This window comes from Desulfobulbus sp. (genome assembly GCF_030824455.1).
Taxonomy (GTDB): Bacteria; Desulfobacterota; Desulfobulbia; order Desulfobulbales; family Desulfobulbaceae; genus Desulfobulbus.
On record NZ_JAVBXR010000042.1, the window covers coordinates 1 to 26605 of the forward strand.

Annotated in this window: 17 protein-coding genes and 1 riboswitch; all 17 genes read right to left on the reverse strand. The window is 60.9% G+C overall.

All coding sequences use genetic code 11. The annotated features are described in order from the left end of the window. Nucleotides 1-320: 320 nt before the first annotated feature. Entirely contained in the window at nucleotides 321-899 is a 579-nt protein-coding gene (locus RCH93_RS07120; RefSeq protein ID WP_306547636.1) for a hypothetical protein, read from the reverse strand. 28 nt (nucleotides 900-927) lie between these two features. Next, nucleotides 928-1485 carry a flavin reductase family protein gene (locus RCH93_RS07125; protein ID WP_306547637.1) on the reverse strand — a complete coding sequence of 186 codons (558 nt, stop codon included), beginning with the start codon at nucleotides 1483-1485 and terminating at the stop codon, nucleotides 928-930. A 602-nt stretch (nucleotides 1486-2087) separates the two neighbouring features. After that, a complete protein-coding gene (locus RCH93_RS07130; RefSeq protein WP_306547638.1) occupies nucleotides 2088-3944 on the reverse strand; it encodes a TonB-dependent siderophore receptor in 1857 nt (618 codons plus the stop codon). Nucleotides 3945-4140: 196 nt separating this feature from the next. Continuing rightward, complete coding sequence (locus RCH93_RS07135; protein ID WP_306547639.1) at nucleotides 4141-7929, reverse strand: cobaltochelatase subunit CobN; 3789 nt, start codon at nucleotides 7927-7929, stop codon at nucleotides 4141-4143. A 73-nt stretch (nucleotides 7930-8002) separates the two neighbouring features. Beyond that, nucleotides 8003-9448: a metallophosphoesterase gene (locus RCH93_RS07140; protein ID WP_306547640.1), complete on the reverse strand. Its 1446-nt coding sequence runs from the start codon at nucleotides 9446-9448 to the stop codon at nucleotides 8003-8005. Continuing rightward, nucleotides 9445-10971, reverse strand: coding sequence for a carbon-nitrogen hydrolase family protein (locus tag RCH93_RS07145; protein WP_306547641.1), 1527 nt, complete (start codon nucleotides 10969-10971; stop codon nucleotides 9445-9447). The genes RCH93_RS07140 and RCH93_RS07145 overlap by 4 nt, the downstream gene beginning before the upstream one ends. Before the next feature lie 19 nt (nucleotides 10972-10990). Continuing rightward, nucleotides 10991-12064, reverse strand: a complete 1074-nt coding sequence (locus tag RCH93_RS07150; protein ID WP_306547643.1) for a radical SAM/SPASM domain-containing protein — start codon at nucleotides 12062-12064, stop codon at nucleotides 10991-10993. Continuing rightward, a complete protein-coding gene (gene cobO / locus RCH93_RS07155) occupies nucleotides 12061-12576 on the reverse strand; it encodes a cob(I)yrinic acid a,c-diamide adenosyltransferase (protein WP_306547644.1) in 516 nt (171 codons plus the stop codon). The genes RCH93_RS07150 and cobO overlap by 4 nt, the downstream gene beginning before the upstream one ends. A gap of 150 nt (nucleotides 12577-12726) precedes the next feature. After that, nucleotides 12727-14745 carry a TonB-dependent siderophore receptor gene (locus tag RCH93_RS07160; RefSeq protein WP_306547645.1) on the reverse strand — a complete coding sequence of 673 codons (2019 nt, stop codon included), beginning with the start codon at nucleotides 14743-14745 and terminating at the stop codon, nucleotides 12727-12729. A gap of 50 nt (nucleotides 14746-14795) precedes the next feature. Next, complete coding sequence (locus tag RCH93_RS07165; protein ID WP_306547647.1) at nucleotides 14796-16928, reverse strand: TonB-dependent receptor; 2133 nt, start codon at nucleotides 16926-16928, stop codon at nucleotides 14796-14798. Nucleotides 16929-17076: 148 nt separating this feature from the next. After that, nucleotides 17077-17298, reverse strand: a riboswitch (cobalamin riboswitch). 4 nt (nucleotides 17299-17302) lie between these two features. Next, nucleotides 17303-18526 carry an adenosylcobinamide amidohydrolase gene (locus tag RCH93_RS07170; RefSeq protein ID WP_306547648.1) on the reverse strand — a complete coding sequence of 408 codons (1224 nt, stop codon included), beginning with the start codon at nucleotides 18524-18526 and terminating at the stop codon, nucleotides 17303-17305. Nucleotides 18527-18652: 126 nt separating this feature from the next. Continuing rightward, nucleotides 18653-19387 carry an ABC transporter permease gene (locus RCH93_RS07175; protein WP_306547649.1) on the reverse strand — a complete coding sequence of 245 codons (735 nt, stop codon included), beginning with the start codon at nucleotides 19385-19387 and terminating at the stop codon, nucleotides 18653-18655. Next, nucleotides 19387-20223 (reverse strand): ABC transporter ATP-binding protein, encoded by an 837-nt coding sequence (locus RCH93_RS07180; RefSeq protein WP_306547650.1) that lies wholly within the window; start codon nucleotides 20221-20223, stop codon nucleotides 19387-19389. Before RCH93_RS07180 ends, RCH93_RS07175 begins: the two co-directional genes overlap by 1 nt. Nucleotides 20224-20326: 103 nt before the next feature. Next, on the reverse strand, nucleotides 20327-21373 hold the full coding sequence (locus RCH93_RS07185) for an ATP-binding protein (protein WP_306547652.1): 1047 nt from the start codon (nucleotides 21371-21373) through the stop codon (nucleotides 20327-20329). Then, complete coding sequence (locus RCH93_RS07190; RefSeq protein ID WP_306547653.1) at nucleotides 21370-23427, reverse strand: putative cobaltochelatase; 2058 nt, start codon at nucleotides 23425-23427, stop codon at nucleotides 21370-21372. Before RCH93_RS07190 ends, RCH93_RS07185 begins: the two co-directional genes overlap by 4 nt. Before the next feature lie 9 nt (nucleotides 23428-23436). Next, on the reverse strand, nucleotides 23437-25167 hold the full coding sequence (locus tag RCH93_RS07195; RefSeq protein WP_306547654.1) for a TonB-dependent siderophore receptor: 1731 nt from the start codon (nucleotides 25165-25167) through the stop codon (nucleotides 23437-23439). Further along, on the reverse strand, nucleotides 25155-26605 hold a 1451-nt coding region (locus RCH93_RS07200), incomplete at its 5' end, for a cobaltochelatase subunit CobN (RefSeq protein ID WP_306547655.1). The genes RCH93_RS07200 and RCH93_RS07195, both read right to left, overlap by 13 nt.

Below are 26605 nucleotides of genomic sequence, written 5' to 3' on the forward strand. Positions count from 1 at the left end.
GCTCTTGAAGACCACCTCGAGGCCTCGTTACGGACAATGGAATGTGATACGCCAAGAGTCCATTCCATCGTCGCATGGCCGTGGATCATGAATTCACTTTTGAATTAGAAAGGGAATAACAGTGATATTAAGCGAAGAATCGAAGATTGCACCCGGACAAATTAAATGCAACAATCAACAATAAATCAACATCTTAAACATTTCACCCGTGCTCGTTTAGCTGTTAAAACAAAGTCAAAAGGCAAACTACTCTTGCCCAGTAAGCGAAGGCAGCCGGGCAACAGAGTTCCAACAAATGGAGCAACCTCTTCCAATAAGCATCAACCAAACAACCATCGCTGAAGGAGTCGAGTATAGCGCGGCATCACCACGTAAACCATCAGGAAAACGATAACCCCGGTCACTGCGAGTGTGCCAAGTATGCGATTATTCGGCAAGCCAAGAGCGTGCAAAATGGGGGTAACGAACAGAGGAACGACTAAAGCGAGAGGGAATATGGCCGACCAGGTGACCAGATACTGTTTCCAGCGTATTGGCACCTTGGCCTTCGCTTCGGCCGGTGTGAACCAGAAATCCAGTCCGCTGCTGACAAAGAAGTCGTCACCCGTCGCAAACAGGTGCTGCACTTTTTCTATCAATCGAGCCCGTGTCGGAGATTCCATCCATCCCCGCAAATGTTCAATGGTATCGAACCTGATGACGATGGTGTAGGTTTCGCTTAATCCAGGAATCGGCCGAACGATATGCCAATCCAAATGGCCGGGCGAGGCTTTGCAAAGAGGGGCAATTTCATCCAGCCAGTTTTCGTACTCGGCCAGTCTGTTTGCTCTCAGCCTGTGGGTAATAACGACTGTCGCCCCTTCGGCGGGTTTCACTTGGCTTGCTAAAACTGCGCTCATAACGTTCCATCGCCCTTTTACCGGCTTTTCAGTTAACCAACGGCTGGATCCCATCTGGAAGCTTGTCCCGCATCATCTCCGTTCGGTCGATTTTGCGTCCATCCACAATGAAGGCGCCGTCGCCAACAGCATGGAAGGTTCTTTTCTCCTTTCGAGTGCTGTCAAAATAAGCGGCAACCCCTTGAAGCACCACGATGTTGTATTGAGACACGATATCGACAACCCTGCATTCGATATTTGCGAGGCACTCCTTGATCAGTGGCGCCTGAACATGTTTGGCCTTCAAGCGCGTGAGCTTGAACCTTGTAAACTTATCCGTATCGGCTCCGGAACATGTTCCCACTCCGACCACGGTATCGATCAGGTCCACCGTTGGAATTGCAATGACACACTCCCTCGATGCTTGCAGTGCGGCGTATGAATAATTCCACGGCCCGGTGGTAATGGCAAATTGTGCTGCAAAGTCCAGCACAATGGTCCATGAGATGGTCATCACGTTGTCTTTCCCGCCGATATTCGTACTCACCAGGATAACCGGTCCCGGTTCTATCAGGGTAAATGCCCTGCTCATCTGCAGACTTTCCATGGTCATCTCCATCCGGGTGTCGAAGTGCGTGTCTTTCCAATCCAGGGAAACAGGAGGCAGGGAGACTCGGAACAGAAATAGTGGCGGGGGTATCGTCCCCCATGGATGTCCAATTCCCCGGTTCGATTTTACAGAGACTCTCGACCGGGATTGTTCCTGCCCCACGGACAAAAATTGTAGCCGTTTAACACCATTTGCGCCTGATAAATCGCAACAAAACGATCATTGTGGAGAAGATCCCCGGCGGAGATTGCTCTTTTTTGGGGGGTAATCCGGGAACACAATGAATCCGCCGGAAAATACAATGCAGAGAGAGGATGCGCCCCCGAAAAAGGCCAGGGAAAACAGCATGGCCGCCAATGGACCTGTCCCTTGCCGCCAACCCCAGGTAATTCTATTTCTATTTCAAAAGGGAATCGCGTCTGTTTGTCAATTTCGACGAGCACCGCGAGGAGAAATCTCGCAACATCCTGAGGTCTCTCCCTTGCAGTCGAGATGACACACCTTCGTCGACGAGGTTTTGCCCTGCGCATCATGCTTCGCTTGATTTGAAAACAGAGTAAGGGCGAGAGAAACGGCGGGCGCCGCGAAACGCCGGTTATTCAGAAGCGGAAATTGAAACCGGAGACAAAGCGGACGCCGTCGTCCGGGTAGCCGAAATGAATTTGGTAGCCGGTGTCGAACAGGTTTTCCACGGTCAGGAACCATTCCACGTCCGTGGATTTGATCTTGAACGGCTGGATCGCTTTGAAGTCAACGGTGACATAGTCGTCAAGCCGCTGTTCCTCCAGGTTTTCCATCTCGCTGTACTGCTTGTCGTTGTACTGGGCGGATGTTTCCAGCCGCGTGCCTGGCGCCTTCAGCGTATAGAGCAGGGAGAGTTTAACTTTCAGCCGCGGCGTATAGGTCAATTCGTTGCCGGTTTCCTCGACTTCGGAATCCTGAACAATTACATCGGCATCCATGGTCATCCCTGATTCGAATCCGTACTTCCAGTTTGCCTCCAGGCCGTGGCGCCATGCACGATCACCGTTGACCGGACGATAAATCAGGTCGGCGCCGCGCTGGTAGAGTATAGGGTCTTGGGTGTCTGCCCTGAAAAGAGTCAGCTGAAAGAAACGCGACTTGTCCCAGCGGTATTCCATGCCGGCGTCGGTGGAGAGGATCTTCTCTTTGTCGAGATCCGGATTGCCCCGAGACTGGTCAATGCTGCCGTGGCTGGGCTGATACAGTTGGCCAAAGGTGGGAATGTTGACGCTCTGGCCGATATTGGCTTTGAGCGACCAGCGTTCGGCCAAGGCATAGCTCATCCCGCCGGAAAGATCCGGATTCAAGCCGAAGTCGGTGACCTGATCGCCCCGAATCCCGGAGGTGACGGTCACTGCCTGCCATTTCCGGTCCGCCTGGACGCCAAGCCCGGCGGTGATTCTGTCGTGATTGCCGGACAAGGTATGCTCCAAGGCGTCGTTTTCCAGAATGGTGCTGGTCCTGACCGCCCATTGATCGGCCGCATCACTCCAATTATAAACACCTTTCAGGCCGACCTTGTTGTCGTCCAGGGTTGAGACAAATCCGGACTGGCTTTGGTCTTCGAGATGAATGCTGTCGCCGTAAAGGTTGACGGCATAGTCCCCGGAGGCGCCGACAACGCCGGTCAGCCGACTGTCGAGAGACGCCTTTTCGTAGGTCTGACGGGCATCCGGCGTGGCGTTGTCCAGCGGTCCGGGCGAGCCTGATTCCGAGCCGTAATAGCGGCCGTCGACTGCCAGTTTCTGCTTGCCGGCCAGTTCGTCCTCCCAATGGAGCAGCAGATTGCCGCTGTCGCTGTCGCTGTTGGCGCGTTTGCCGTCCCGATGCTTTCCGGTGGCAGAGGCCATGGCCGAACCCGAATCCAGTTTGGCGCTGTGACTCACGTTTTCCTCAAAGGAGCCATAGGAGCCGACCGTTGTCCGCATCCGGGTTGCTGCTTGTTTTTTATCGTCTTTTCCTTTGGGAGCGGTGTCCCGGGTAACGATGCAAATGGCGCCGTCGCTGCCCCCTGGCCCTAACCATACGGGCACGGGCGGTTTGAAGACGGTGATCGAATCGATAGTGTCAATGGGAATGGAGGCCAGGTCCACGCCCCCGTATTGACTGCTGTTCAGCGGCCTGCCGTTGAGCAGTACCAGCACGCCTCCGGATTTGCCGGACCCGCGGACGGAGATGCGTGAACCGACCCCCGAACTCCGCTTCACTTCAACCCCGGCCATGGTTCCCAGCGCCTCTTCCGCGCTGAGCATGTTCCGTTGCTGAATTTCCTTCTGTCCCAAAATCACGACCATGTGAGGGTTGTCCTCCGCGTACTCGCTGATTCGGTCGGTGGTGACCACGATGGCGTCCAGGACCGTGGATGCGACCGGAGCCCCTTGCTGCTGCTCGCCCAGGGCGCCGCTGCAAGACATCAGGACAAAAAACAACACGCCCCCACATAACAGAGGAAACCGCTGCGCGCCGCTGCGAGCAGAAAAAGCCAGAGCCTGGCGTTGCCGACCATTTATTTCAAATTGAGTTGTTTGCATCACGAAATTCTTTGCTCTCCTTGCTGCTTTGCTTCATCCATTAGGGGATACATCAACACTGCCAAACATCAAAATATGGAACAGGTGCTGTTGCGCTTTACGGCCCGTCCTTGAGCCGCCATGCAGGCCGCCATTTGGCCACATCCCTGGCGGTCAGCACTTCCACCCTGGAGCCCTGAAATTCTTCGCCCACCTCGCCGATGATTTCTTCCATGTCGCCTTCGACAAGTAGGGCCGCCGCCTGCACCTCCTGCAACAACTCGGGGTCGGCCTGCCACAGGCCACGGCTGTGGGCCTCGAGCAGCCGGCGGGTCATTTCCTCCAGGCCATAGGGATTGTCGCGCCGCAGCCATTCCAGATTTTCCTGGTTGCGGATAAAGGTCGTTGCCACCGCATCGAACACCCATTTGTCCACCTCGCCGGTGGCGGCGCTCCAGTGAAACAGCGTGTTCACGCAGCCGGACACACAGCCGGCGCCCTTGTAGCCGTTCTCCTTCTGCTGCTCGATCCAGTGGGCGTTCAACAGTTTGGCGCGGACCGAAGCGTTGAGATCGTCCTTGAGATCACGCACCGACAGGTCACCCTCGGCGTTGACGTCCGCCCAGTACAGTTTGGCCCGTTTGCCGCTCACCGCCCTGGCTGCCACGGACATCCCGCCCAGGCAACTGCTGTAGCAGCCGCAGTCCACCAGATCGTGTTCCGGCGAATACTGGCGCATATAGGCGACGTCCAGGGTTTTCAGGCTGCGGGCGTACAGTCGGTGCGCCTCCATGCCCGCTGCCCGCGAACTCCCGGCAACGCGATCCGAACCATAGGCGTAACCGCCCCAGTTGATGTGAATCTCAGCCAGATCGTCGTCGCTCTCCCAGGCCGAGGCATCCAGGGCCAGGCCAATGCCTGTGCCGCAGGTTCCGGGGGCCGAGGAAAAGACGCGGAAACTGGCCAGCCGTTTGAGATCGGACTCGGACAGACTCTCCGCCAATTCCTGGCGCAGTTCCGCCAGCCGTTCAAGGGTGTGTTTGCGGATGGAGTTGCGCTCAAGCGGTTCGTCGAGGTCGCCGGCCATGACCGCCGCTTCGTCAAGCAGATCGGCGAAATGGGGGACCATGTCGCGGAGGATGGAGCTGGTCTGGACGACCACATCCACCCGAGGACGCAGCAGGGCCGGGCCGTGTTCGACCTCAAGGGTCAGGCTGTCCAGGTCGACGGCCTCGATCGCCGCGACCCGGCCGTTGGCCGCCCATCGGGGCCGCACGCCCATCAGGTGCAGAATCTGGCAGAACATCTCGCCGTCGGATTTGAAGGCGTCGATGCTCCAGAGGCTGACGCCGACGCTCTCGGGAAACCGGCCTTCTTCCCGCAGATACTTGCTCAGGAGGTTGTCGGCCAATGTTCTGCCCACCTCCCAGGCGGCCCTGGTGGGCATAGCGAGGACGTCGCTGGTGTAGAAGTTCCTGCCGGTCGGCAGGGTCTGGGTTTTGCCAAGCGCCAGCGATCCGGAAAGACCCGGTTCGATGAAGCCGCCGTCCAGGGCCTTGAGCAACTGGGGTATTTCGCGGCTGCAGAGAACAATCCGGCCGGCCACCTCCCGGCACCACTGCAGCAAGGCCGCGAATCGGGCGGGTTCGGCCCTTTTCGGCGTCGGGGTCGGTTGCGGATCAAGCAGCGATTGGATCAGATCCCTGGCGTCGTTAAAGACGTTGCCTGAAGGTGCAGCGCTCCATTCGGCGATTTCCTCCAGCGAGGGCAGGTCTTCTGCGGGTTTGATCAGGATGGTCGCCAGCATGACGGCAACGCCCTCCGGAGCCGGGGCGGTTCCCAGCCGGTGCAGTCCCAAAGGGGTCAAGGTTCGTCTGCAGCGGGCGATCTGGCGGGAGAGCAGGGGTGCGGCCTCGTCAAACCGGTCGCTCGGCAGGTCCTCCCGGTCGATGAAATGGAGCCGGCGCATCAGCGGCAGCATCTGCTCCCGGAGGAGGTTCAGGCGAGCGCCTTCGCCGTTGGCCCCGGCCTTCTGGTGCTGCTCCAGCAACTGCTCAAGATTGGTGATGTCTTCATCCAACTCCGCCGGCCGCTGCACCGGAGTGAGATGGTCGACCAGAACGGCCCGTCCGCGGCGTTTGGCCACCAGCCCTTCGCTCGGTACATCCATGACGTAGAGATAGATGTTGGGCAGGTCGTCGAGGCTGATCTCGGGAAAACACTCGTCCGAAAGGGCAACCTGCTTGCCGGGCAGAAACTCCAGGGAGCCGTGGGCGCCAAAATGGAGAACCGCGTCCGAGGTGTCCCGGATATATTGGTAGGTGGCCAGCCAGTGGGGCGGCGGCGAGAGATGCGGATCGTGGAGAATGCGGCAGACCTCGCCGTTGCATTTGGCGCCGTAGCAGCCCCGCTTGGGCTGGACCATGATCTGAAGATTGCCGAAACGCAGCCCGGTCACCAACAAAACGGCCTCGCCGTTCTTCTGAGAGACCATCCCCTCGCCGGGAAAAGGCCCCCAATCGGCCTCGATTCGTTCCCTGGCCTGGACCGGCAAGCGGGTCAGGATGTTCTCGTATTCGCCCTTTGTGGTGGAGTGGAGCACGCCGCCCTTGGCGACGATCTCATCGGTGGTGGTCCAGCGGAACTCGGAAAAGGCCTTGCGCTCCAGCAGGAGATTGAGCAGCGCGGCCCCGTCCTCGGGGGCGTCGCCGACCTCGTAGCCCGCCTCGCGCAGGCTGCGGATCAAATCGGCAAGGCTTGCAAAGGTGTTCAGGCCGGCGGCAAGGCCCAGGGTGGCTTCCACTCCTTTGCAGGGGTTGTTGTGGAGGACAATGGTCAGCCGTTTCTCGCGGTGGGGCAGGGCGCGCAACCGAATCAAGCGGTGCAAACGGCGGCAGAGATGTTGGATGCGCTCGTCCAGGGGAACATACCTGCGGCATTGCAGCCCGGTGCGCGCATCGGTTTCAGACCGTGAGGCCGCCACCGCCGTGGGCTCGATCACCCCGGCCATTTCCGGCTGGCTGAGCGCATAAACCATGCTCTGTGCGCCGGCGCCAAGGCCGCCGGAGTCGGCCCGCCACTCCTCCGGGCTTTGGTGGTGCAGCCGGATCAGCTGCACCACCGGCACATTGAGGGTTTCCAGGATTGAGAGGTCTTCGGGCCGGGAAAGGAGTCGCCCGGCCAGGAGGTTGAGCAGCGCCGCCGGCGGGGGATCGGCCTCCTGGAAAAAGGCGAGCCAGGTGTAACGCTGCGCGAGCGGCAGGGAACTGTCGGCCATCCCTTCGCAGGCCACGCACAGGGGAATGAGGTTGTTTGCTTCCAGGCAACGAATTACCGCATCGATTTCAGCGCAGTTGCCCTCTGCAATCTGGCCATAATAACACAGCAGGCCCACCAGGGGGTGATTGCGAAACGGGGCGTTGCGTTCCTGCCGCCATCGGAGATAGGCAGACGTGCTCTCGAAAAAGGAAGCGGCCTCCGGATGATAAACGCCGTGGGTTTGCACTGGTTCGGGCTCTGCGTAGGCGACCTCTTTGCCGGTGCAGGCCATGAGGAAGCGGATGCCGTTGAGATAGTTGTGCTCTGAAATGTGGCTGAGGTAGTGGGCGAAACGGGCAGATTGCCCAGAGCCGAAGCTCGAAAACTCGGGAGGAATGTCCACGCCCAGGCCAATACGGCAGGCCGCCTGTTGCGCGCCGGCCAGGAGCTCGTCATGTCGGGGCAGATCGTGAAAGAGCTGGCCGATGAAGAGATCCACCGTTTGGTTGTGGAGGAAATCAAGCGCTGCCTGCGCGGAATGCACCTGGGAGAAGAAATGAAGTTCGACGCCCTCCGCGCGCAACAGGTCGCACACCTTGGACCAGGTGTGGACATTGAACATGTGGCCATGAATAAACAGTATTTTCATACGCATCCTTGATGATGACTCCAATTTTTCGGTGGGCCTGATTGATCCCCGCCCGCTGGCGCCGCTTTGCAATTCATGGCTGCCCCTCAGGACATTGGCGAAGCGGCTCCGATTGCAGGTCTTTCCGGACCATCATCTCCCCCTCCTGTCCCTGGAAAGACAGGCGCACCTGCATCTGTAACCGGTCATGTTCTTTGAACTCTTGGCCTTTGGCTGCGACAATGGGCGAGGACCAGATAGCTTTGAGGAGAACCGCTGCCGGTGGTGTCGTTCCCGGCGCCACGGGCGTGGGGCAGCGGGCAAAGCAGGTGCTGACGGTTGAGGGATTGGAAACGGCGATCCCGGCCCCTGGCGCGATGTTGCATTGCTCGCAACGCAGCCCGTTGTCTTCCTCGCCGCACAGTCCCTCGGCAAACCGGGGAGCGATGAGCGTGAACACCGCAGGGTCGTGGTCGATTGCAAGTTGCACCGGGAGATCGATGGGGTTGCCGACGGCAAAGATGCGCATCTCCGCCAGTTGCGACGAGGCGCAGTCATTGACAACAACGCCATTTTTCAGGAGAAAACGGTTGGAATCGGCAAATCCGGAGAGTGCTCCCAGGGCGTAGTCCAGGGCCTGGACGCGGTCGGCGTCGGCTCGCGTGGTGAATCGCACCGCCTCGCCGGACTCGGCGTCAAGGAGGGTGCATTCGGCGGTATGGTTTTCCAGGGTCAGAACAGCAACCTGATGCATGCCGCCGGCGTTGCGGCTCCCGTTTTTGATCGACGCCCCGGTTGCTCCGATCACCCGGTAATGGACGCCGTCAATCTCGCCGTCGTCCTGGTCGTAGTGAAAATGTCCGGCAAAAACTGCGGTCACCCCGTGCTCCTTGAGCAATTGATGCACCGGCGCCCACCCGGCCCAGTTGTACCAGAGCGGTTGATGGAGAAAGACAATCGTCCCGGCCGCCCCTTTGTGCCGCTCGAGATCGGTGCGGAGCCATTGCTGCTGCTCCTCGGAAATCCGGGCGAGATAGATGTTGCCCCAACGCGGATCGGTGTGCAGATGCTCCAGGGCATCAAGGGCAACAAAATGGTATCCGCCCTGATCAAAGCTGTAATACAGCCGGTCCTCGGCCGGCAGCGTACAGGCCGCCAGGAGTTCCTTGAACAGCTTTTCCCGGCTCCGGTCGCTGGAGTTGGCGCTCCTAACCTGCGGGTTGACGTCGTGATCGCCGGGGGTGATCCGCCAGGGGGTGTGCAGGGTCGAGAGCAGGGCGGCTGCGGTGTGGAAATCCCGGCGGATCGCAGCCTCTTCCCGGCTGCTTTCCACCAGATCGCCGACATGGAGCACGAGGTCCACCTGGTGCGCCTTGAGGGCTTCAATGCCTTTGGCCAGGATGCGGTAGGATTGCTCAAGGTCGGCGGAGCCGGTCTGATCGCCGATGATGCCGACCTTGAGGGCGCTTGCATGGAGCCCGGCGGCGGTCAGGCCCACGAGCATCGCGCCGGCCGCAAGGGCAAACAGCCGCAGTTTCATGCCGCCGCTCCCTGCAGCAGGGTTGCAAAGTCGATTCTGTCCTGAAACCTCTTTTTCCGGGTCCTGTTGGTGTCGAGGAGAAAGCGGGCGCTCTCCCCAGGCCCAGCAACGACTTCCTCCCACCGCTGATGCCCCGCAGGCGTCATCCAGACTCCTGCGCCTTCGGGGGAACAGACGGCGACCGCCACATTGTCAATCGTGCGGGCGCCGCCCAAAAGTCGCACCACATCGGTGAAGGAATGGCTGAAAACAACCGCCAGGTCGCACCCTTGCTTGGCGGAAGCCAATGCCGTTTCAGGATGATACAAGCCCTTGAAGGGCACGATGTGCACCCGTGATGGACCGCAGTCGAAACAGGGGAACGAACCGGCGTTCATTCCGTGCAGGGTATTCCAGGGTGTGGATTGCGGCGGGGTCTCGCCGTCGAACCAGTATAAAACGGAAGCGGAACCGGAGTCCGAAAGGCGGCAAAGAGTCGCCTTCTGCCCGGTTGCTGTGCAATAGTGCTGTATTTTGACCATGTCTGAGTCGCTGTACTGCTTTGCGGCAAGGATATGAAGCACATCAAGAGAAACCTTTTGTTCTCCAGCGGTGGCTTGCAACACCTCGCCGGCGGCGCCGGTTAAGGTGTCGGCGCAATGACAGCATATCTGGAGATCGCCCGGCGGGGGGAGCTGCAACAAGGAGGTCAAATCAGTCGATTCAGCCAGGTTGCGATAACAGGCGTGGATGTCCTCAAAACGCCTGGTCGCCATCCGCTTGAGCCGTTGCCCTGATTTCAACTGGCCGGCGTCATTGAGCGGCAGGTTTGCCCGCATCAGTTTTGAGGTCCCCGCATGTTTGTTCAGCAAGGTGGTTCCGTGCGCGCTGAAGACCGCCGAAGGCGCCTGGCGGCAATCCATCAACACATCCTGGCCGGTTCGATTGCAGGCCGCAACATGGATGCCGTTTTCCAGCGCCCTGGCCCGCCATATCTCCAACGGGTCCAGGCCGGTCGGCGGCCAATTCGCCAACACCACCAGCAGGTTGGCGCCGCGCAGGGCGGTGACCCTCGGCATCAGGCTGTGATAGGAATCGGAGCAGATCAACACCCCGATGCGCCCCCAGGGGGTGTCAAAGGTGTTGTCTTCTCTGGGATCGCCGGGACAGGCCCAGCGACATTCGGCGTTGATTTTCCGGTATCGACAGACCACGGCGCCGTTCGGGCCGAGAACAAAGGCGCTGTTGTACAGAATCCCTGTTTGGGCGTCCTGTTCCGCCAGGCCGATGCCGGCGTAAAAACCATAGGTCCGGCAAAGATCGGCCAGCGCGGACAGGGTTGGGCCGTCAGCTGTTTCCGCATAGGGCGCCATGTCCCGGTGGCTGTTGAAGGAGTAGCCGGAGATGGAAAGCTCCGGTCCAACCGCCAGCTGCGCCCCTTTTTCGCCAGCCTCACGAAACAGGCGCAACAGGTTGTCCCGGTTTGCTTCCGGCTGCTTATGGTCCACGGCACTGTGGATCAGCGCCAACTTTAAGGACGGCATGGTGTTCTCCTGCTGCGCGTTAGTTGTTGTTGTGCAGACAAAATCCAGCCAGACTGCGATACAGATCGCAGGCCAGCAACGGATTGCAATCTTGGTTGTAGTGCAGCCGACTGGGGCAGTCGCCGGGGCAACGGTTTTCAAGGGGGCAGGATCGGCAATCCGCCGCCAGCTCGGCCAGGGTCTGCTGGGGAAACAGCGGCATCGGGGCGGGTTGCTCAACGCTGCCGGCGGCGAACTGCGGGTCGGCCAAACTCTGGCCGCAGGGAAACAGCCGTCCGTCGGGATGGACCGCCAGGCTCGCCCCTTGCCGGGCGTAGCAGAAGCTGCGGGTGCGGTTCTCGACTCTTTTCGGTGCGGCCAGCATCCGCCTGACCAGTTCCAGTTCCCGCAGTTGCAGGGGAATTTCTCTGCGGTGATTGATCGCATCCAGCGCCTTGGCCAGCGACTCTATGCCCCGGATCAACTCCGTTGGTTCAGCCGGACAAGGCGCCGTCGCGTCCTGGGCCTTTCCCTTGACCACCAGCAGATCCAGCCCCAACCCCAGCGCACGCCGGAACCCGGCCAGCATCCAGGCCAAGCGGTCGAGGCTCCCTACATTCCGGTTGCTCACCACCGTGGTCACCCGGAAAGGAACGCCATACGATTCAAGCAGTTGCAGGCCGCGCAGGGTTTCCGCCGCCTTGCCGCGCAGCTGCTCCTGGATTGCCGGAGGTCCGTCGAGACTCACTCCCACCTGCAACTGACGCCGTTTGAACAGGGCAATCACCCGTTCATCCAGGCAGGTTCCATTGGTCTGGACGCCCATGGTGCAGGCGCGCTTAAGCGCCGCCGCCCTTTGCGCGGCCGCTTCTATCAGCTCCGGGACCAGGGTGGGCTCGCCTCCGGTTAACTGGATGTGGAGCGGCCCGCTGCCGCTTGCCGCCAGGGCAAAGGCCTGATCCAGGGTGGAAATCGACATGTCCTGTTGCCCATCGGACGCGCCGTGATAGCAGTAGCTGCAGTGGAGATTGCAACGACGGGTGAGCGCCAGAATCAGATAATTGATGTTGGCCGGTCCGGTCAGGTCAGCGCTCTGCAGGGGTGCGACGGTCAAAACTCAATCCCCTTCTGCGCCTTGATCCCGCTTTTCAGGGGATGCTTGATCATGCGCATTTCGGTGACCAGATCGGCGGCGGCCAGCAACGGCTCCGGGGCATAGCGGCCGGTGATCACCACATGCTGGGCTGGATTGCGCCCGGCAAGGAATTCCAGGCAGGTTGCAAGCTCCAGCATCCGGTAATGCAGCAGGTAGGTGAACTCATCGAGCACCACCGTATGGTAGACGCCCGAAGCAATCGCCGCGCAGGCAAAGTCCCAGCCCTCACGGGCCAACCGGGCGTCTTCTTCCATATTCTCCGATTTCCAGGTGAATCCCTTGCCCATGACGTGAAGATCGATCAACCCCTCAAACCGCTTGAGCGCCTCGATTTCGCCGTAGCGCCAACTGCCCTTGATGAACTGCACAAAGCAGACCCGCAAACCATGCCCGGCGGCGCGCAGGGCCATGCCCAGGGCTGCGGTGGTCTTGCCTTTGCCCTCTCCGGTGAAAACGATCAACAAACCCATGGTGTGATTCCTTCCGCTGCCGACCCGAGAGGGCGCATCCCCTTGCGGTTGCACCGGCAGACGCCCGTTGTGTTTTGAAATGAAACCGAACGCCCTGCTGCACGGCAACAGGGCGCATTCACGGCATTCACGGCAATACGGCGCCAGCTTTTAAAAATGGAGCTTGACGCCGCCATAGACAGAAAGTCCGGGCATGCAGTAGCCGGATTCGGTGTAGTCGGCGTCAAACAGATTGTCGATTCGGGCGAACAGATCCATATTCTGCAGCGCCTTGTAGGTCGTCGACAGGTTGACGGTGGTCACGTCGTCTTCCTGCCAACGAACCTTGCTCCAGCTGGCGTCATAGAGGGGCACAATTTTTTCGTCCTGCCATTTGACGTCAACGGCCACGGTCAGCTTGTCCATGGGATAGAAGGTGACGATGAAATCCACCATGTTCCTGGGCAAGTACTCTTTACGCGTCCAATCGGTTGCGTCTGCATCGGCCTTGTACCGGGAGTCGATGTAGGTGTAGGCCAGATCGAATTTCACCACCTTCCACGGTTGCACCCGAATGTAGGTTTCCACGCCCGAGTTCTCTCCTTCGGTGGCGTTCTCGTAGCGATAATCCAGGCTGTCAAAGATGATCATGTCGTCAAACTGGGTGGCAAAATAGGTCGCGCCCACCTTGACCTTGCCGTCGACAAAGGACTGATCGACGCCCAATTCATATCCAATGCTTTCTTCGGGTTGCAAATCCGGGTTGCCAACGGTGACCAGCGTGCCTCCGGAAAGATACCCGCCATAGATTTCATACAGGCCGGGAGTGCGATAACCGGTTCCCAGATGGGCGTGAACCATGGTTCCGGTCGCTTTAACGAGATACGCAGCCGACGTTTCCCACACCGCTTCACCGTCAAATTCGTCGTGATCGTTGTAACGACCGCCCAGGTTGATGAACAGGCTCCGATCCATCAAGGCGAACTGCGCCTGGGTAAAGGCGTCCTTGTTGCCCCACGATTCGTCAAAGCTGACCGGGGTGTAATCGCCGCTGTATTTGTCTTGCGGCTCCTGCCCGTCGTAGACCGATTTTTCATAATCAGCGCCCAAATTAAGGGTCAACCAGTCGGAGACGTGCAGGTTGTGCTGCATTTCCAGGTAACTTGTTTCGCCGTCATAGTTGGATTGATCGCCGTTGGTGTTGGACCAGAAATAGTGGCGCTCGGTGGCGCCTTGCGATCCCTTGAGGGTGTAATCCCACAGCGACGAGACGGTTTGGTTCCAGTTCAATCCCAGTTGATACAATTGGCCTTCGCGGTGCTGATCCGCATAGGCCTGATTTTTCACCAGGTTGCCGTTGGCGTCCAATGAGGGGGTGCTGCCCAGGGTGAGATCGGAGTCCGAAAAGATGCCGCTGAATTCCAGCGAGGAATTGTCGGTCGGTTTGACGCCGCCGCCAAAGGTTGCGCCGGTGTTGTCGTAGTTGTAGCTGTTGGGGCCGCCGTAGCTCTCCCCATCGGTGGTGATGTACATGGGGTTGAAGTCAACGTAGTAGTTTTCTTTGCCGTAGGAGACCCGGGCGTTGCCGATGTAGGTGCTGTTGGGTCCCACTTCGTTTCGCCATTCCGCCGACGGTCCGGATTGCCATTTTTTGGGGATGATGTTGACCACCCCGCCCATGGCCTGCGAACCGTACAGGGTGCTGTTGGTGCCTTTGAGGATTTCCACCCGATCCAGATTGCTGCCGCTGTACATATCCTCGATAAAGTATTGCAAGGTGCTTTGGGTGTCCGCCGCATCGCGCAGCGGTATGCCGTTGTACTGAAATTGGGTGTATTGCGAACCCGCTCCACGGATGCTGAGGTTCGACCATTGCCCCAAGCCGCCCAGGCTTCGCAGGACAACGCCTGGTTCGTTATCCAGCAACTCCGGCAAAAAATACTGCTGGAGGTCTTCCCGGTCTGCAGCGTCAACCACATCGATGCTTTTGGTCGTTTCCTCAATAGACGTCTCGGATCGAGAGGCAGTCACCACGATATCCTCGGCGGTTTGGGTGATGTGCTGTTTTTCGGCGGCTTGTTGGGCGGCCTGCTGTTCTTCGGCTGCGGCCTGCAAAGCGAGCAGCGGCGTCAGGGCCAGGGTCAGGGGCAGAACCAGTTGATGGACATAAATGCGCTTACGAGTGTTCACTGTGGTCTCTCCATGGTGTTGGGCGCGAAACGGGACAACCATTTTGCGTCTCAAAATTTATAGCTGTAGCTGACAAAGAACGATTGCCCCGGTTTGGGATAGCCCTTCTTTTCGTAGTAGTCCTCGTCGAACAGGTTGTCGACGGTGAACGCCACTCTGTGGTGCTGGAGAAAGTTGTAGCCCACCACCAGATCCGTGACCGTGAACGAAGGGTATTCAATCTCCGGATAGCCGGCGGTCACCCAGTCGGTGTCGCGCATCGGGCCTACAGTGCGGAAGTGCAGCTTGCCGTCCCACACGCCGTCGTCGTATTCAAGGCCGTAGTTGTAGGTGTAGTCGGCGACGTTGTAGATGTCCCGCATGACGCCTGCGGACAGCTCTTCCTCGGCCGTCAGGATGGTGGTGGAATTGAAGTACGCCTTGACGCTGCGGTCCCAATGGAGCGGCACTCCGAAATCAAAGCTGATGCTGGTCTCGATCCCTTGAATGTCGGCCCCCAGACCGTTGACGTAGGTTTTGAGATTGCCGGTCTGCACGGTGGAGATGCGGTCGTCGACCGTGGTCTGGAAATAGGTCAGATCCATGGCCAGGCCGAGGCGCGACAGCTCGTAGCCTGCTCCCGCGTCCCAGGTGGTCGAGGTTTCGGGGTCGAGGTTGGCGTTGCCCTGGGTGATCATGGTCACGCCGCCAACCTCGGTCTCGGAATAGCCGGCCAGCTCAAAGGCGCTGGGCGGAACAAAGGCCTGGCCCAGGGTGGTGTGAAGACGGACGCCGGAGTCGCATAGCCAATTGGCTCCAACCCGGGGGCTGAAGGTGGAAAAGTTCTCGGCGTTGGGGTCAAAACCGGTCATGTACGGCGTTTCCAGGGTTTCGACCTCAAATTCGTCGTAGCGGCCGCCGCCGGTCAGGGTCAGGTGGTCGCTGTAGAATTTCCACACCGACTCCAGATACCCGGCCATATTGGTCCGCCCCTCGTCCGGCGAGGACGGGGCCTTGCGGGCGCCGCTGGTGGTGTAGCTCCGGGAAATTTTTTCGATGTATTGATAGTCCAGGCCGGCGATAAATTTATGTGCGCCCCAACTGTAGGTGTCCTGCAGTTGCACGCCGTCCCAGGTGGTGTCGGAATCGTAGTTGCGATAGGTGGGCACGCTCTTGCTGCCGGAATAGTCGGAGGAGTTCTCCGCCTCTTCCTCGGTGTGGTAAACCGTTGCCCCAACCTCGTTGTTGGCCCCCAGGCCGCCGCCGACCCGCAGGTCGATCCCCTGGTTGTCAATGTCCTTGCTGCCGCTGCGAACCGTGCCATAGGCCACGTCGCCGGGCGTTTCAATGTCGCGCCCCTGGTAGATGTTGGTGGAGAGGTCGGCGCGCCAGTCGTCGGCAAAATTGCCGCCCAGACGCACTGATCCGTTGCGGGTTCCGTAGCCGGTGTTGGCCCGCTCGTCGCCGTTGTCGCCCACCTTGAGATTGTCGGCCTGCTCGTAGCGGCCTGCAGCCACGTTAAAATCAAGCCGGTCGGTGACGGCCCCGCCGCCGGAGGCTTTCTGAAAGTTGGTGGCATAGCTGCCGAAACCGGCTTCCACCTCGCCGGTCAGCTCTTTGGTGTTCTTTTTGGTGATGACGTTGACCACGCCGCCCATGGCCTCGGCGCCGTACAGCGAGGAGGCCGGCCCTTTGAGCACCTCGATGCGCTCGACGTTGTCGGTGAGCACGGTGGCCAGGTTGGTGGCCCCGATGGGCCGACCATCGAGGAGAATCAGGCTGTGTTTGGTGATCCCGGAATACTCAGGGCGAAAGCCGCGAATGCCGATGCCGGCCAGCGCCCCCGGATATTCGATCACGCTCACCGAACTCGATTTCTTCAACTGTTCGGTCAGGGTTGTTCCTGCCGTCATCTCGATGTCGTGGCTGTCAATCACCTCGATCTTGGCTGGAATCTCGCGGATGTTCTCTTCGCTGCGGGTCGCGGTCACCACCATGTCCTCGGCGGTCTGTTTGATCTGGGGTTCAACTTTTTTTTCCTTTTTTTTCGCATCATTTGCCGCATTTTCGGCAACCTGCTCTTCCTGCCCGGTTGCGGCCTGCTTTTTGGTCGCGTCCTCGGCCAGAGCCGGGTGCGCCAGCAGCGGCGTCAGCGCCAGGGCGAACAGTAGGTGATCCATCTTCATCCACTTCTTTGGTCGCATCTTCTTCCTCCTTGTAGGTTATTCATCGTCTCCGAGGAAAAAGCAGCAACGCGGCCTTGACGGCCCCCCTTGGTCAAACAACAATCACCGGGCGTTTGCCCACCTCTGTCGTTCTCCGTTGCGCGTCGCTGCATCCTCGGCAGCGTTCGGCACAGCTCTGGCAATCGGCAGGTCTTCTGACTTTCCGTCTCCATCGATGCCTTCCCACGACGGGTGTCGCAGTGGCGTCATTTCGATGCAGTTCCCCGGCTCTCTTTGGTTGCAGGGCCGAGGCGAGGATTACAGCGGCGGGACCGTTCCCGATTCGCACGGGATTCCCTTTTATCGTCCGGAGCCTTGCTCCGGAGCGACCGATTGCCTGTTGTTGGTCGTGGTTATTGGGTTATGGTCTGTTCCTCCGCAAGGGTTTCAGCAACGCAGGCGCAAGCCGCAGATTGCTGGGCGGCAAGTTGCCGCCATTTATCGTTAAATCCCAGGGCCAGGGATCGGCAGGCCAATTCGATCAAGGCCTTGGCGCCGGCGTCTGGCCGGGTGGGCGCAAGCGCGCGCCGATAGCTCTCCAGCCGGTCGTACTTGCCGCTGACCGCACAGGCGATCTGGGCCGCAAAGCTGCCCATCACCTCGCTCCAGCAGGTTGCAGGCAGTACGCCCCAGGCCATTTTGTCTTGCAAATGGGCCAGAGCGGCCACTGCGGCCACGGTCACCGGGTCGCGTTCAATGGCGTTGAAATTGGCGCGCAGCAGTTCCGCCTGATCGGGTTCCAGATGTCGGCAAACCGTCTCCTGCATGCTTGCCCTGGTCAGCCCGAACCGCTCCAGATGGATCTTGGCCGAGCACTGGCCGGCCGGAGTCAGATTGTTCTGCCGGGCAAGCGTTCCCGTGATCGCCTCATGCACCGCCAAACCAATCAGCTCACCCAATTTGGCGTGCTTGCCGGCGCTGGTCAGCGGCGGCCCGTTGTCCTCCATGGCCGCCACCGCGATTTGATCGGTGCCGGTGCCTGTGGCCAAACCGTCGGAATAGCGGGAGTTCACGGCCAATTCCTGCAGCGCGGCGGTCTTGGCCTCGGTGGCGGTCATGATGCAGCGGGTCAGCGCGCCGGGAATGAGCGGTCGGCTGATGAACAGCAGGGTGTTGATGGTGCCCGGCCCCGGAACCAGGGTTGCCGGCGGCAGTTTTTCAAAGCCGTCCTCAATCTCGACCACCGAAGCCGGATCGCCGACCCGGCCGGCATTGCCCTCGACCCCGCCGGTGCAGACCGCCGCCACAGTGAGCTCGCGAAACGAATGCACCGCAATGCAGGCGTTGTGCATGTTGGCGGCGGTGCCCAGAGTGGCGCAGCGCTCGGCAGGCAGATGATGCTGCTCGCAGATCGAGCGGCGGTAGCCCGCCGGATCGCGGTAGGCCATGGGCGGCAGCCGGTGGCAGTGACCGGCCGGTTCGCAGCTCTGGTGATTGTAGACGTATTCAAGGTCGGTGCGCAGACCGCCGGCAACCCGGCAGGTGGAGAGCACGCTGTGGGGTTTGAGGAACCGGGCGTAGATGATCTTTTCTTCCCGGTGGATTTCAACGCCGTTGTACAAGGTTTCGATGAGCATTTTTTTAGGTGGATAGGCTGTAGGTTGAGAGTCTGTTAGGTGTTTCGCGTGGTGGCCGTTTCATCCGCAAGGGTTCGTCTGCCTGGAATGCGACAGACTCAACAGCTGCCGGCTAACCACCTCTCCTCAGTCCCTGGCCCGGTTGACCGAATGCAGGGCCAGCCAGAAAAACACTGCGCCGGCAACCACCAGCACCAGATAATCAACCAGTTGAACCGGCTGGCCAAGGCTGCTGGCGCGGATGGCGTGCGAGGCGTGGGTGAGCGGCAGAAAGGAGAGCAGGGTCTGCGCCCATTCCGGCAGCTTTTCCACCGGGAAAAAGGTGCCGCCGAGAAAGGCCATGGGGGTGATGATGAAGTTGGTCAGCAAACTCTGGTCCGCGTGCGACTTGACCAGCATGGCCAGGGCCACGGCCAGGGAGGCGAACACAAAACAGTTCAACAGCACGGCCAGCCAGAACATCGGCCCGTAATGCAGCACCACGCCAAAGGGCAGGCTGAGCAGGAGGATCACCACAATGGCCAGCAGCGCCCTGGTCATGCCGGCCAGGACCTCGCCGGCCACATAACTGAGGTTGCTGATCGGCGCGGCCTGAAATTCCTCGAAAATGTTCCAGTAAAAGCGGGCTACGTTGATGTCGGTGGCAATCGCAAAGGCCTGGGTCATGCTGCCCATGGCCACCAGGCCGGGAATGAGAAACTCCAGGTAGGAATGGCCGCCGAAACGGATGACGTCGCCCATGGCGTAGCCAAAGGTGATCAGGTACAGCAGCGGCGAGATGGCCATGCCGGCCAATTGTCGCTTGAAACGGTATTTGAGAATCAGCAACTCACGAAGATAGACGGCGATGAATCCTTGCATCACAGCACCTTTTTTCCTGTGAGGGCGAGAAAGGCGTCCTCAAGATTGACTCGCCGCAGGGTGAAACCGCAGTCCTGGCCGGCGGAAAACCGCGTCGCCTCCTCCCTGGTGGGAAAGTAGCGCGTCTGCATGCCTTCGCCGTTGACCTGATCTATCGCCCAGTGACCAAGCCGGGCCATCAGGTTGTGCGGCTGGTCAATGGCCACAATCCGCCCCTGATCGATGAAGGCGACCCGGCCGGCAAGGAACTCGGCCTCCTCAATGTAGTGGGTGGTGAGGAAGATGGTTGTTCCGTCCTGCTGCACCCGTTTGACCAGGGCCCAGATGCGGCGGCGGATGGCGGCGTCCAACCCCACGGTGGGCTCGTCGAGAAAAAGAATCCGGGGCTCGTGCATCAGGGCGCGGGCGATCATCAGGCGTCGTTTCAGGCCGCCGGACAATTGCTTGACCAGGCTGCGGGTGCGGTCGGCCAGTTCGACGTAGGCCAGCAGCTCCTCGATTTTCTGTCGCCGCCGCGCGGGCTCCATGCCGAACAGGCGGCCGTGGATGTCGAGGTTTTCCAGCACGGTCAGCTCGCTGTCGAGGTTGATGTGCTGGGGCACCAGGCCGCACTGGCGCTTGGCGGCAATGCCGTCGCTTTCGATGTCGTGGCCGTTCAGCAGCGCCCGACCCGAACCCAGCCGGGTCAGGCCGGTGAGGATGCGGATGGTGGTGGTCTTGCCGGCGCCGTTGGGGCCGAGAAAGGCAAACAGCTCGCCGGCGGCCACCGAAAGGTCGATGCCGTCAAGCGCCTTGGTCGCGGCGTAGGATTTTTGTAAATTTTCAATGCGGATCATAAGGTTTCCTGTGGTGCTTGGCGTTCTGCGGTTATTTTTTGCCGCCCCAACGCCAGGTTGTTTTCTCGCCCTTTTTCCAGACGACAAAGAGGAACAGGCCGGCTCAGTGGGCCGCCAGCGCCCGTTTGCGCAATCCCTGGATGTTGTCGGCGATTTCCATCAGCGGCTGCCGCCGCACCCGGTGGGGCAGAACCAGTTCGGCGGCGGTCTGAACGTCGGCGGATTCGGTCTCGGTGCGGCCGTCAAAGGCGGCCAGGGTTTTGGCGGTCTTGAGCATGATGATGTCGCCGCGATGGCCGTCCACCCCCACGTCCAGGCAGTACTGGGCAATCTCGAACAGCAGCGGCCGCTCGACCTGCACCTGGGGGTACAGGGCCCGGGCGATCAGCAACCGGTCGGCCAGGGCGGTGGATTCCGCCGTCCACTGGGCGGCAAATCCTTCCGGGTCCAGGTCAAAGGCGGCCCGGCGTTCCATGATCTCCACCCGGTCCCTGGCCGCCTGGATGCCCTCGATGTTGACGCAGAGGCCGAAACGGTCGAGCAGTTGCGGTCGCAGTTCGCCTTCCTCCGGATTCATGGTGCCCACCAGGGTGAAGCGGGCCGGATGGGTGAAGGAAATGCCTTCGCGCTCAATGGTGTTGACGCCCATGGCGGCGGAATCGAGCAGCACGTCGACCACATGGTCGTCGAGCAGGTTGACCTCGTCGACGTAGAGGATGTTGCGGTGCGCCTGGGCCAGGATGCCCGGCTCCACCCGTTTCTCGCCTTTTTTCAGAGCGTGTTCCAGGTCAAGCGTGCCCACCACCCGGTCCTCGGTGGCGCCCACCGGCAACTCCACTACCCGGACCTTGCGCATGCCGACCTGCGGCTGCTTGCCGGCCTCGGGCGGCGGCAGCTGCAGGGAGTTGCGGATGTCGAGATAAGAATCGTATTCCTCATTGGGATCCAGCTGATAGGGGTCGTCGACAAACACCGGAATCTCGGGCAGGATGTCGGCCAGGGCGCGGACCGCCGTTGATTTGGCGGTGCCTTTCTCACCCCGGATCAGCACCCCGGACAGTCCGGGGTTGATCACGTTGAGCATCAGGGCCAGCTTCATTTTGTCCTGGCCGACAATGGCGGTGAAAGGATAGATCGGGCGAATGTTCATTGCTGTTGTCCTCGTACGATGTTGACCAGGGCTTCCGCCTTGAGGTCGTCGATTTTAAAGTATTGGGCCTCCAGGGCCCCGGCCAGCCGTTGGGCCAGACCAAAGGTGACCAGTCCGGCCTCCTCGGTGTCGACCACAATGGTGCGAATGCGCCCGTCCCGCGACAGGGCGCTTGCCAGATGCAGGGATTCTTCCACGGGTTTCCGCTCGCCCAGGGCCACATTGCATTTGCCGTCGGTAATCAGGATGACGATCGGTTGGGCGGTGGGGTTTCTGATCAGGTAATTGCGCACCTGTTCATGACTTTTGGCCAGTCCCGCCGACAGCGGTGTGCGCCCGCCCACCGGCATTTCGGCCAGCAGCCGGCCTGCCGTGTCCACCGAGGTGGTGGGCGGCAGATTGACAAAGGCCTCATTGCGGCGAAAGGTGATCATGCCCACCCGGTCGCGCTTCTGATAGGCGTCGAGCAACAGCGACATCACCGCCCCCTTGGAAGCGGCCATCCGCCCGCGCGCGCCCATGGAGCCGCTGGCGTCAACCACGAAGAGCAGGAAATTGCCGATTCGTTTTTCCCGGATCTTGCCGCGCAGATCCTGACGGGTGAGGTGGACGGCCAAGCCGTCGTCGCAAGCCCGCTGCCGTTGATAGGGGGCTGCGGCCCGCAGGGTGGCGTCCAGGGCAATGTCGTTGTTGGTCTGCAGGGAGCTTTTGACGTAGCGGCCCTTTTTCTGGGAGATGCGGCTGCGCGAGCGGCGGCCCGAACCCCGGCGGACAATGCGGTCCTTGACCGCGGTCAACGGCTTGACCTTGAAGGCCGGGCCGATCTCAAACAATTGTTCGTCCCGGTTGTTCGCGGCCTGCTGCTCCTGGTTCTCCGATGGTTCCTCCTGAGCCTCCTGTTTGGCGGGCTGTTCCTGGTCTTCCGCCTGGGACTGCTGTTCCGGCGCCTGCTCCTGCTGCTCCTGCTGCTCCTGCTGCTGCTTGGTTTCCTCCTGGTTCTGTTCCGGCTGCCCCTGGTCCTGGTTCGGCGGCTCCGGCTGGTCTTCGGGCGGCTGGGGTTCGGGCGGCTCTGGCGGCGGAGGAGGTTGCGGCGGCTGGGCGTCGCGGCGGCGGTGGATCAGCACCAGGGGCGCGACCACCCGGACGTGCTCGACGCTCACCTCAAGGCGTCCCTCCAGTGCGGCCAGGGCCTTGGCCGCCTGCTCCATCACCAGATCGGCGCGGTGACCGGCAACATTGTTTTCCCGGCAGAGTTCGCCGATGAAGCCGCGCAGGTTGGCGCCGATCCGCACCTTGGGCAGCAGGACGCGGGCCTGGGCGATCCGGTGGGCCAATTGGTCGGTTGCGGTTTGATATTCCGCGCAAAATCCGTCCTGATTGAGGTCGTAGGCGTCCCGGCGCTCCATCAGCTCCACCCGTTCCTCCAATTCTTTGGCGCCGGCCACCTCCAGGCAGAGACCGAACCGGTCGAGCAGTTGCGGCCGCAGTTCGCCCTCCTCGGGGTTCATGGTGCCCACCAGGATGAACCGGGCCGGATGGCGAAAGGATATGCCCTCGCGTTCAACCCGGTTTTCACCGCTGGCGGCGGCGTCGAGGATCAGGTCAACGATGTGGTCGTCGAGCAGATTGACCTCGTCGACATACAGCAATCCCCGGTGCGCCGAAGCCAGCAGCCCCGGCGAGAACACCACCTTGCCCCGCTGCAGGGAGCGGGGAAAATCGATGCCGCCGGCCACCCGGTCTTCGGTGGCGTTCAGCGGCAGATTGATCAGCCGCGCCCGCCGGATGGTCGTTTCCAGTTGGGGGAAGCGGAGTCGGCAATCGGGACAGCGGTCCGCACCCGGCTCCGGCGAGCAGGAAAAGGCGCAGCCCCGCACCACTGGAATGTCCGGCAGCAGGGCGGCTAGAGCCCGGACCATGGTCGATTTGGCCGTGCCCTTTTCGCCCCGGACAAGAATGCCGCCAATGGCCGGATTGACCGCCGCCAGCAGCAGACCCTGCCTGAAGGTTTTCTGGCCGACCATTGCCGCCAGGGGATAGACTGTTTGTTCCATGACCCTCCTTTAAAATTTCCAGCTCAGACCCGCCATCCAGGTGAGGGGCGGCGCCAACAGACCGTCGGCGTAGTAATAGGTGGTGTCGGCAAGGTTTTTGATCTCCGTGAACAGGGCGTAACGGCCCAGGCTGTACTCGGCCCTGAGGTTGGCCAGGATATAATCGGGCACGGTTTTGGTGTTGGCCTTGTTGCGGTAGACCTCGGAGGCGTATTTGCCGGAAAGCACGGTCGTCAGCTGCTCCGTGACCTGCCAGCACCCCTCCAGGCTGGCCTGATGTTCGGCCTTGGCCGGGACAAGCAGACCGGTCTCCTCGTCGGTCGCCCTGAGATAGGTGTAGCTTGCCTTGAAACCGAGGTCGGGCCGTGCCTTCCAGGTCAGGGAGAGATCGCCGCCCTTGTAGCTGACCTTGCCGAAGTTCTGGTACTGACCGACGCCGTCGTCAAAGGTGACATAGGTGATCCGGTCGTTGAGCAGGTTGTAGAAAACCGAAACCCGGCCGGAAAGGGCAGGGCGCGGCTGGACGAACAGGGCCAGGCTGTAGTTGTCGGCGGTTTCCATGCCCAGCTCGGGATTGGGCAGGGTTGAGCTGGAATGGTTGTAGCGCTGATAAAACGACGGGATGTTGTTGCTGCCGCTGTAGGCCCCGGTCAGGTTCCATCCTTGCTGCTGATACACCAGCTTCAGTTCCGGGTTGAGCACGTCTTCAAAAGCAGTGTTGGCGTTGGCGCGCAGACCGCCGGTTAACGCCCAGGGACTGGTCTGACTCTGCAGCGACTGGCTGGCAAAAAGGGAAAAAACCTCCTCGCTCTGGTCGGCAAAGGTGGAGCCGCTGGCCTGGCCCAGCCGATACCCGGCGCCGTAGGCAAGCTCGCCATAACCGCCGGCGTCAAGCGAGGAACTCAGATCCTCGCCCAGTTCATTGACCCACAACTGCTGATCCAGCCCCTTGCTGACGTCGGTGTTGCGCTGACGACCGGCGTTGAAAAAGGTGGAACTGGCGGTGCGGAAATATTTGCCTTGGGCGGAAAGCGCCGTGGTTTCACTCTCTTTGCGGGAAAAGGGCGTGGGGTGGTCCGGTTGGCCGGTAAGTCCCTTTTCCTCCTCGACGTAATCGGCGCCAAGACTCAGCGCCCGATCCTCGTCCAAGGAGTAGGCCGCCTTGACGCCGCCCTTGTGGCGCAGGCTGTCGTTGTTGACCACGTAGCCCTGGGTGGTTTCCGTTTCGCCGCTGACCTCCGCGCCCCAGCGGCCGGCCCGGGCCTGGGCGCCGGCGCTGACGAAACCGGTGTCCTGGTTGCCGCCGTAGCTCTTGACCTGGCCGCTCACCGAGCTGATCGCCCGGGTGGTGATGAGGATGACTCCGCCGCTGGCGTCCTGGCCGTAGCGCACGCCGCCCTTGCCGCGCAGGATCACGATCCGTTCGATCTTGTCCGGGCTGACCATGCTCCAGTTGACCCCGCCGACGCTGGAAGTCGGGTCGTTGATCGGCCGCCCGTCCACCAGCACCTTGACCTTGTACGAACCGTGGATGCCCACGGAACTGTCGCCGGCGGTGACGCCGGGCACATGGTTGAGAACGTCGGCCATCTTGTTTGCCTTCATCAGCCGGATTTCCTCGCCGGTAACGACAATGGCGCCGCTCTCCTCCTGGGCGGCGGCAACGCCGGCCGCCAGCAGCAGGCCGCCGCAGACCGCAACCGAGCAGGCAACCCACGCCGCCCGGCCTATTCGCTCCATTCCTCGATTTCCCCTTCCATTTCCAGATAGGCGTTCTTGAGCTGCTCTTCCATGGCCTCGTCGGCCTGCCACATGCCCCGGCTGATCGCCTCCAGCAGTTTGTCGAGGATGTTCTGCAGGGCATACGGGTTGACTTCCTTCATCCACTCCTGCATTTGGGGATCAAGGGCGTAGGCGCGGGCGATCTTCTCGTACATCCAGTCGTCGATCACCTCGGCGGTGGCGTCCCAGCCCAGCACGATGTCCATCACATGGGAAATGTCGCCCGCGCCCTTGTAGCCGTGGCGCTGCATGCCAGCGATCCATTTGGGATTGACCAGGCGGGAGCGGAGCACGTGTTTGGCCTCTTCCTGGGTGGTGCGCACCTTGACCCGCTTGGGATCGGAGCTGTCGCCCATCACCGCAAAGGGCAGACGGCCGCGCACCGTTTTCACCGCCACGATCATGCCGCCGTAGTAGTTGTAGTAGTCGGTGCAGCTCATCATGTCGTATTCGCGCGAATCCTCGTTCTTCACGGTGAGATCCATGCGGGCCAGCTGGCGGCGGTAGGCGGCGGGCTTCTGGCTGCCGTAGCTGCCCTGGCCGTAGGCGTGGGAGGAGTAGCGGATGTAGTTGTTGCCCAGATCCTCCTGGGTCTGCCAGTTCTTGGATTCGACCAGCTCGGACACACCGGCGCCGTAGGTTCCGGGCGGGCAGCCGAAAACCCGGAAGGTGGCCTCGCGCATGGCCTCTTCCTCGCTCAAACCCTCCTTGCGGTACTCTTCCACGTCCCGGTAGACGTTGCGGCGGACAAAATTGGATTCCGGCGGTTCCTTGAGGGCGGCGACAATGCGCACCGCCTCGTCGATCCGTTCCACCAGGTTGGGGAAGGAATCGCGGAAGAACCCGGAGATCCGGGGGACAACATCCAGCCGGGGCCGGCCGAGTTCGCTTAAGGGGATCACCTCCAGGCCGCTGACGTTGCCGCTGCCCTGCTGCCACACCGGCTTCAGCCCCATCAGATAATAGATCTCGGCGATGTCGTCGCCCCGGGTGCGCATAGTGACCGTGCCGTAAACCAGGATGCCGATGGAGTCCGGGTATTTGCCGGTCTCTTTTAGATAGCGCTCGATCAGGGCGTCGCCGAGGCGAACCCCGACCTCCCAGGCCGCCGGGCTGGGAATCTTGTTGGGGTCCACCGAATAGAAGTTGCGGCCCGTGGGCAGGATGTCGGCCTGACCGCGACTGGGCGAGCCCGACGGACCGGGGCGGACAAAGCGGCCGTTCAGGGCGGCAAGCGCGGCGTCGATTTCTTCGGTGCAGAGGCGGATGTTGGGAACCAGGGACTGGGCGATGTAGGCAAGCGCAGCCTCTGTTTCGGCCCTTGCCGCGACCGGCAAACCCGCCGTCAGTTCCGGGACGGCCTCGGGGTCGTACCCGGCTTTGGCCAGGCCGCCGG

Bases quoted from the DNA above. Each gene is read 5' to 3' on its own strand.
- RCH93_RS07120 (WP_306547636.1), bottom strand. From the start codon at position 899: ATGAGCGCAGTTTTAGCAAGCCAAGTGAAACCCGCCGAAGGGGCGACA.
- RCH93_RS07125 (WP_306547637.1), bottom strand. From the start codon at position 1,485: ATGGAAAGTCTGCAGATGAGCAGGGCATTTACCCTGATAGAACCGGGA.
- RCH93_RS07135 (WP_306547639.1), bottom strand. From the start codon at position 7,929: ATGAAAATACTGTTTATTCATGGCCACATGTTCAATGTCCACACCTGG.
- RCH93_RS07140 (WP_306547640.1), bottom strand. From the start codon at position 9,448: ATGAAACTGCGGCTGTTTGCCCTTGCGGCCGGCGCGATGCTCGTGGGC.
- RCH93_RS07145 (WP_306547641.1), bottom strand. From the start codon at position 10,971: ATGCCGTCCTTAAAGTTGGCGCTGATCCACAGTGCCGTGGACCATAAG.
- cobO (WP_306547644.1), bottom strand. From the start codon at position 12,576: ATGGGTTTGTTGATCGTTTTCACCGGAGAGGGCAAAGGCAAGACCACC.
- RCH93_RS07165 (WP_306547647.1), bottom strand. From the start codon at position 16,928: ATGCGACCAAAGAAGTGGATGAAGATGGATCACCTACTGTTCGCCCTG.
- RCH93_RS07170 (WP_306547648.1), bottom strand. From the start codon at position 18,526: ATGCTCATCGAAACCTTGTACAACGGCGTTGAAATCCACCGGGAAGAA.
- RCH93_RS07175 (WP_306547649.1), bottom strand. From the start codon at position 19,387: ATGCAAGGATTCATCGCCGTCTATCTTCGTGAGTTGCTGATTCTCAAA.
- RCH93_RS07180 (WP_306547650.1), bottom strand. From the start codon at position 20,223: ATGATCCGCATTGAAAATTTACAAAAATCCTACGCCGCGACCAAGGCG.
- RCH93_RS07185 (WP_306547652.1), bottom strand. From the start codon at position 21,373: ATGAACATTCGCCCGATCTATCCTTTCACCGCCATTGTCGGCCAGGAC.
- RCH93_RS07190 (WP_306547653.1), bottom strand. From the start codon at position 23,427: ATGGAACAAACAGTCTATCCCCTGGCGGCAATGGTCGGCCAGAAAACC.
- RCH93_RS07195 (WP_306547654.1), bottom strand. From the start codon at position 25,167: ATGGAGCGAATAGGCCGGGCGGCGTGGGTTGCCTGCTCGGTTGCGGTC.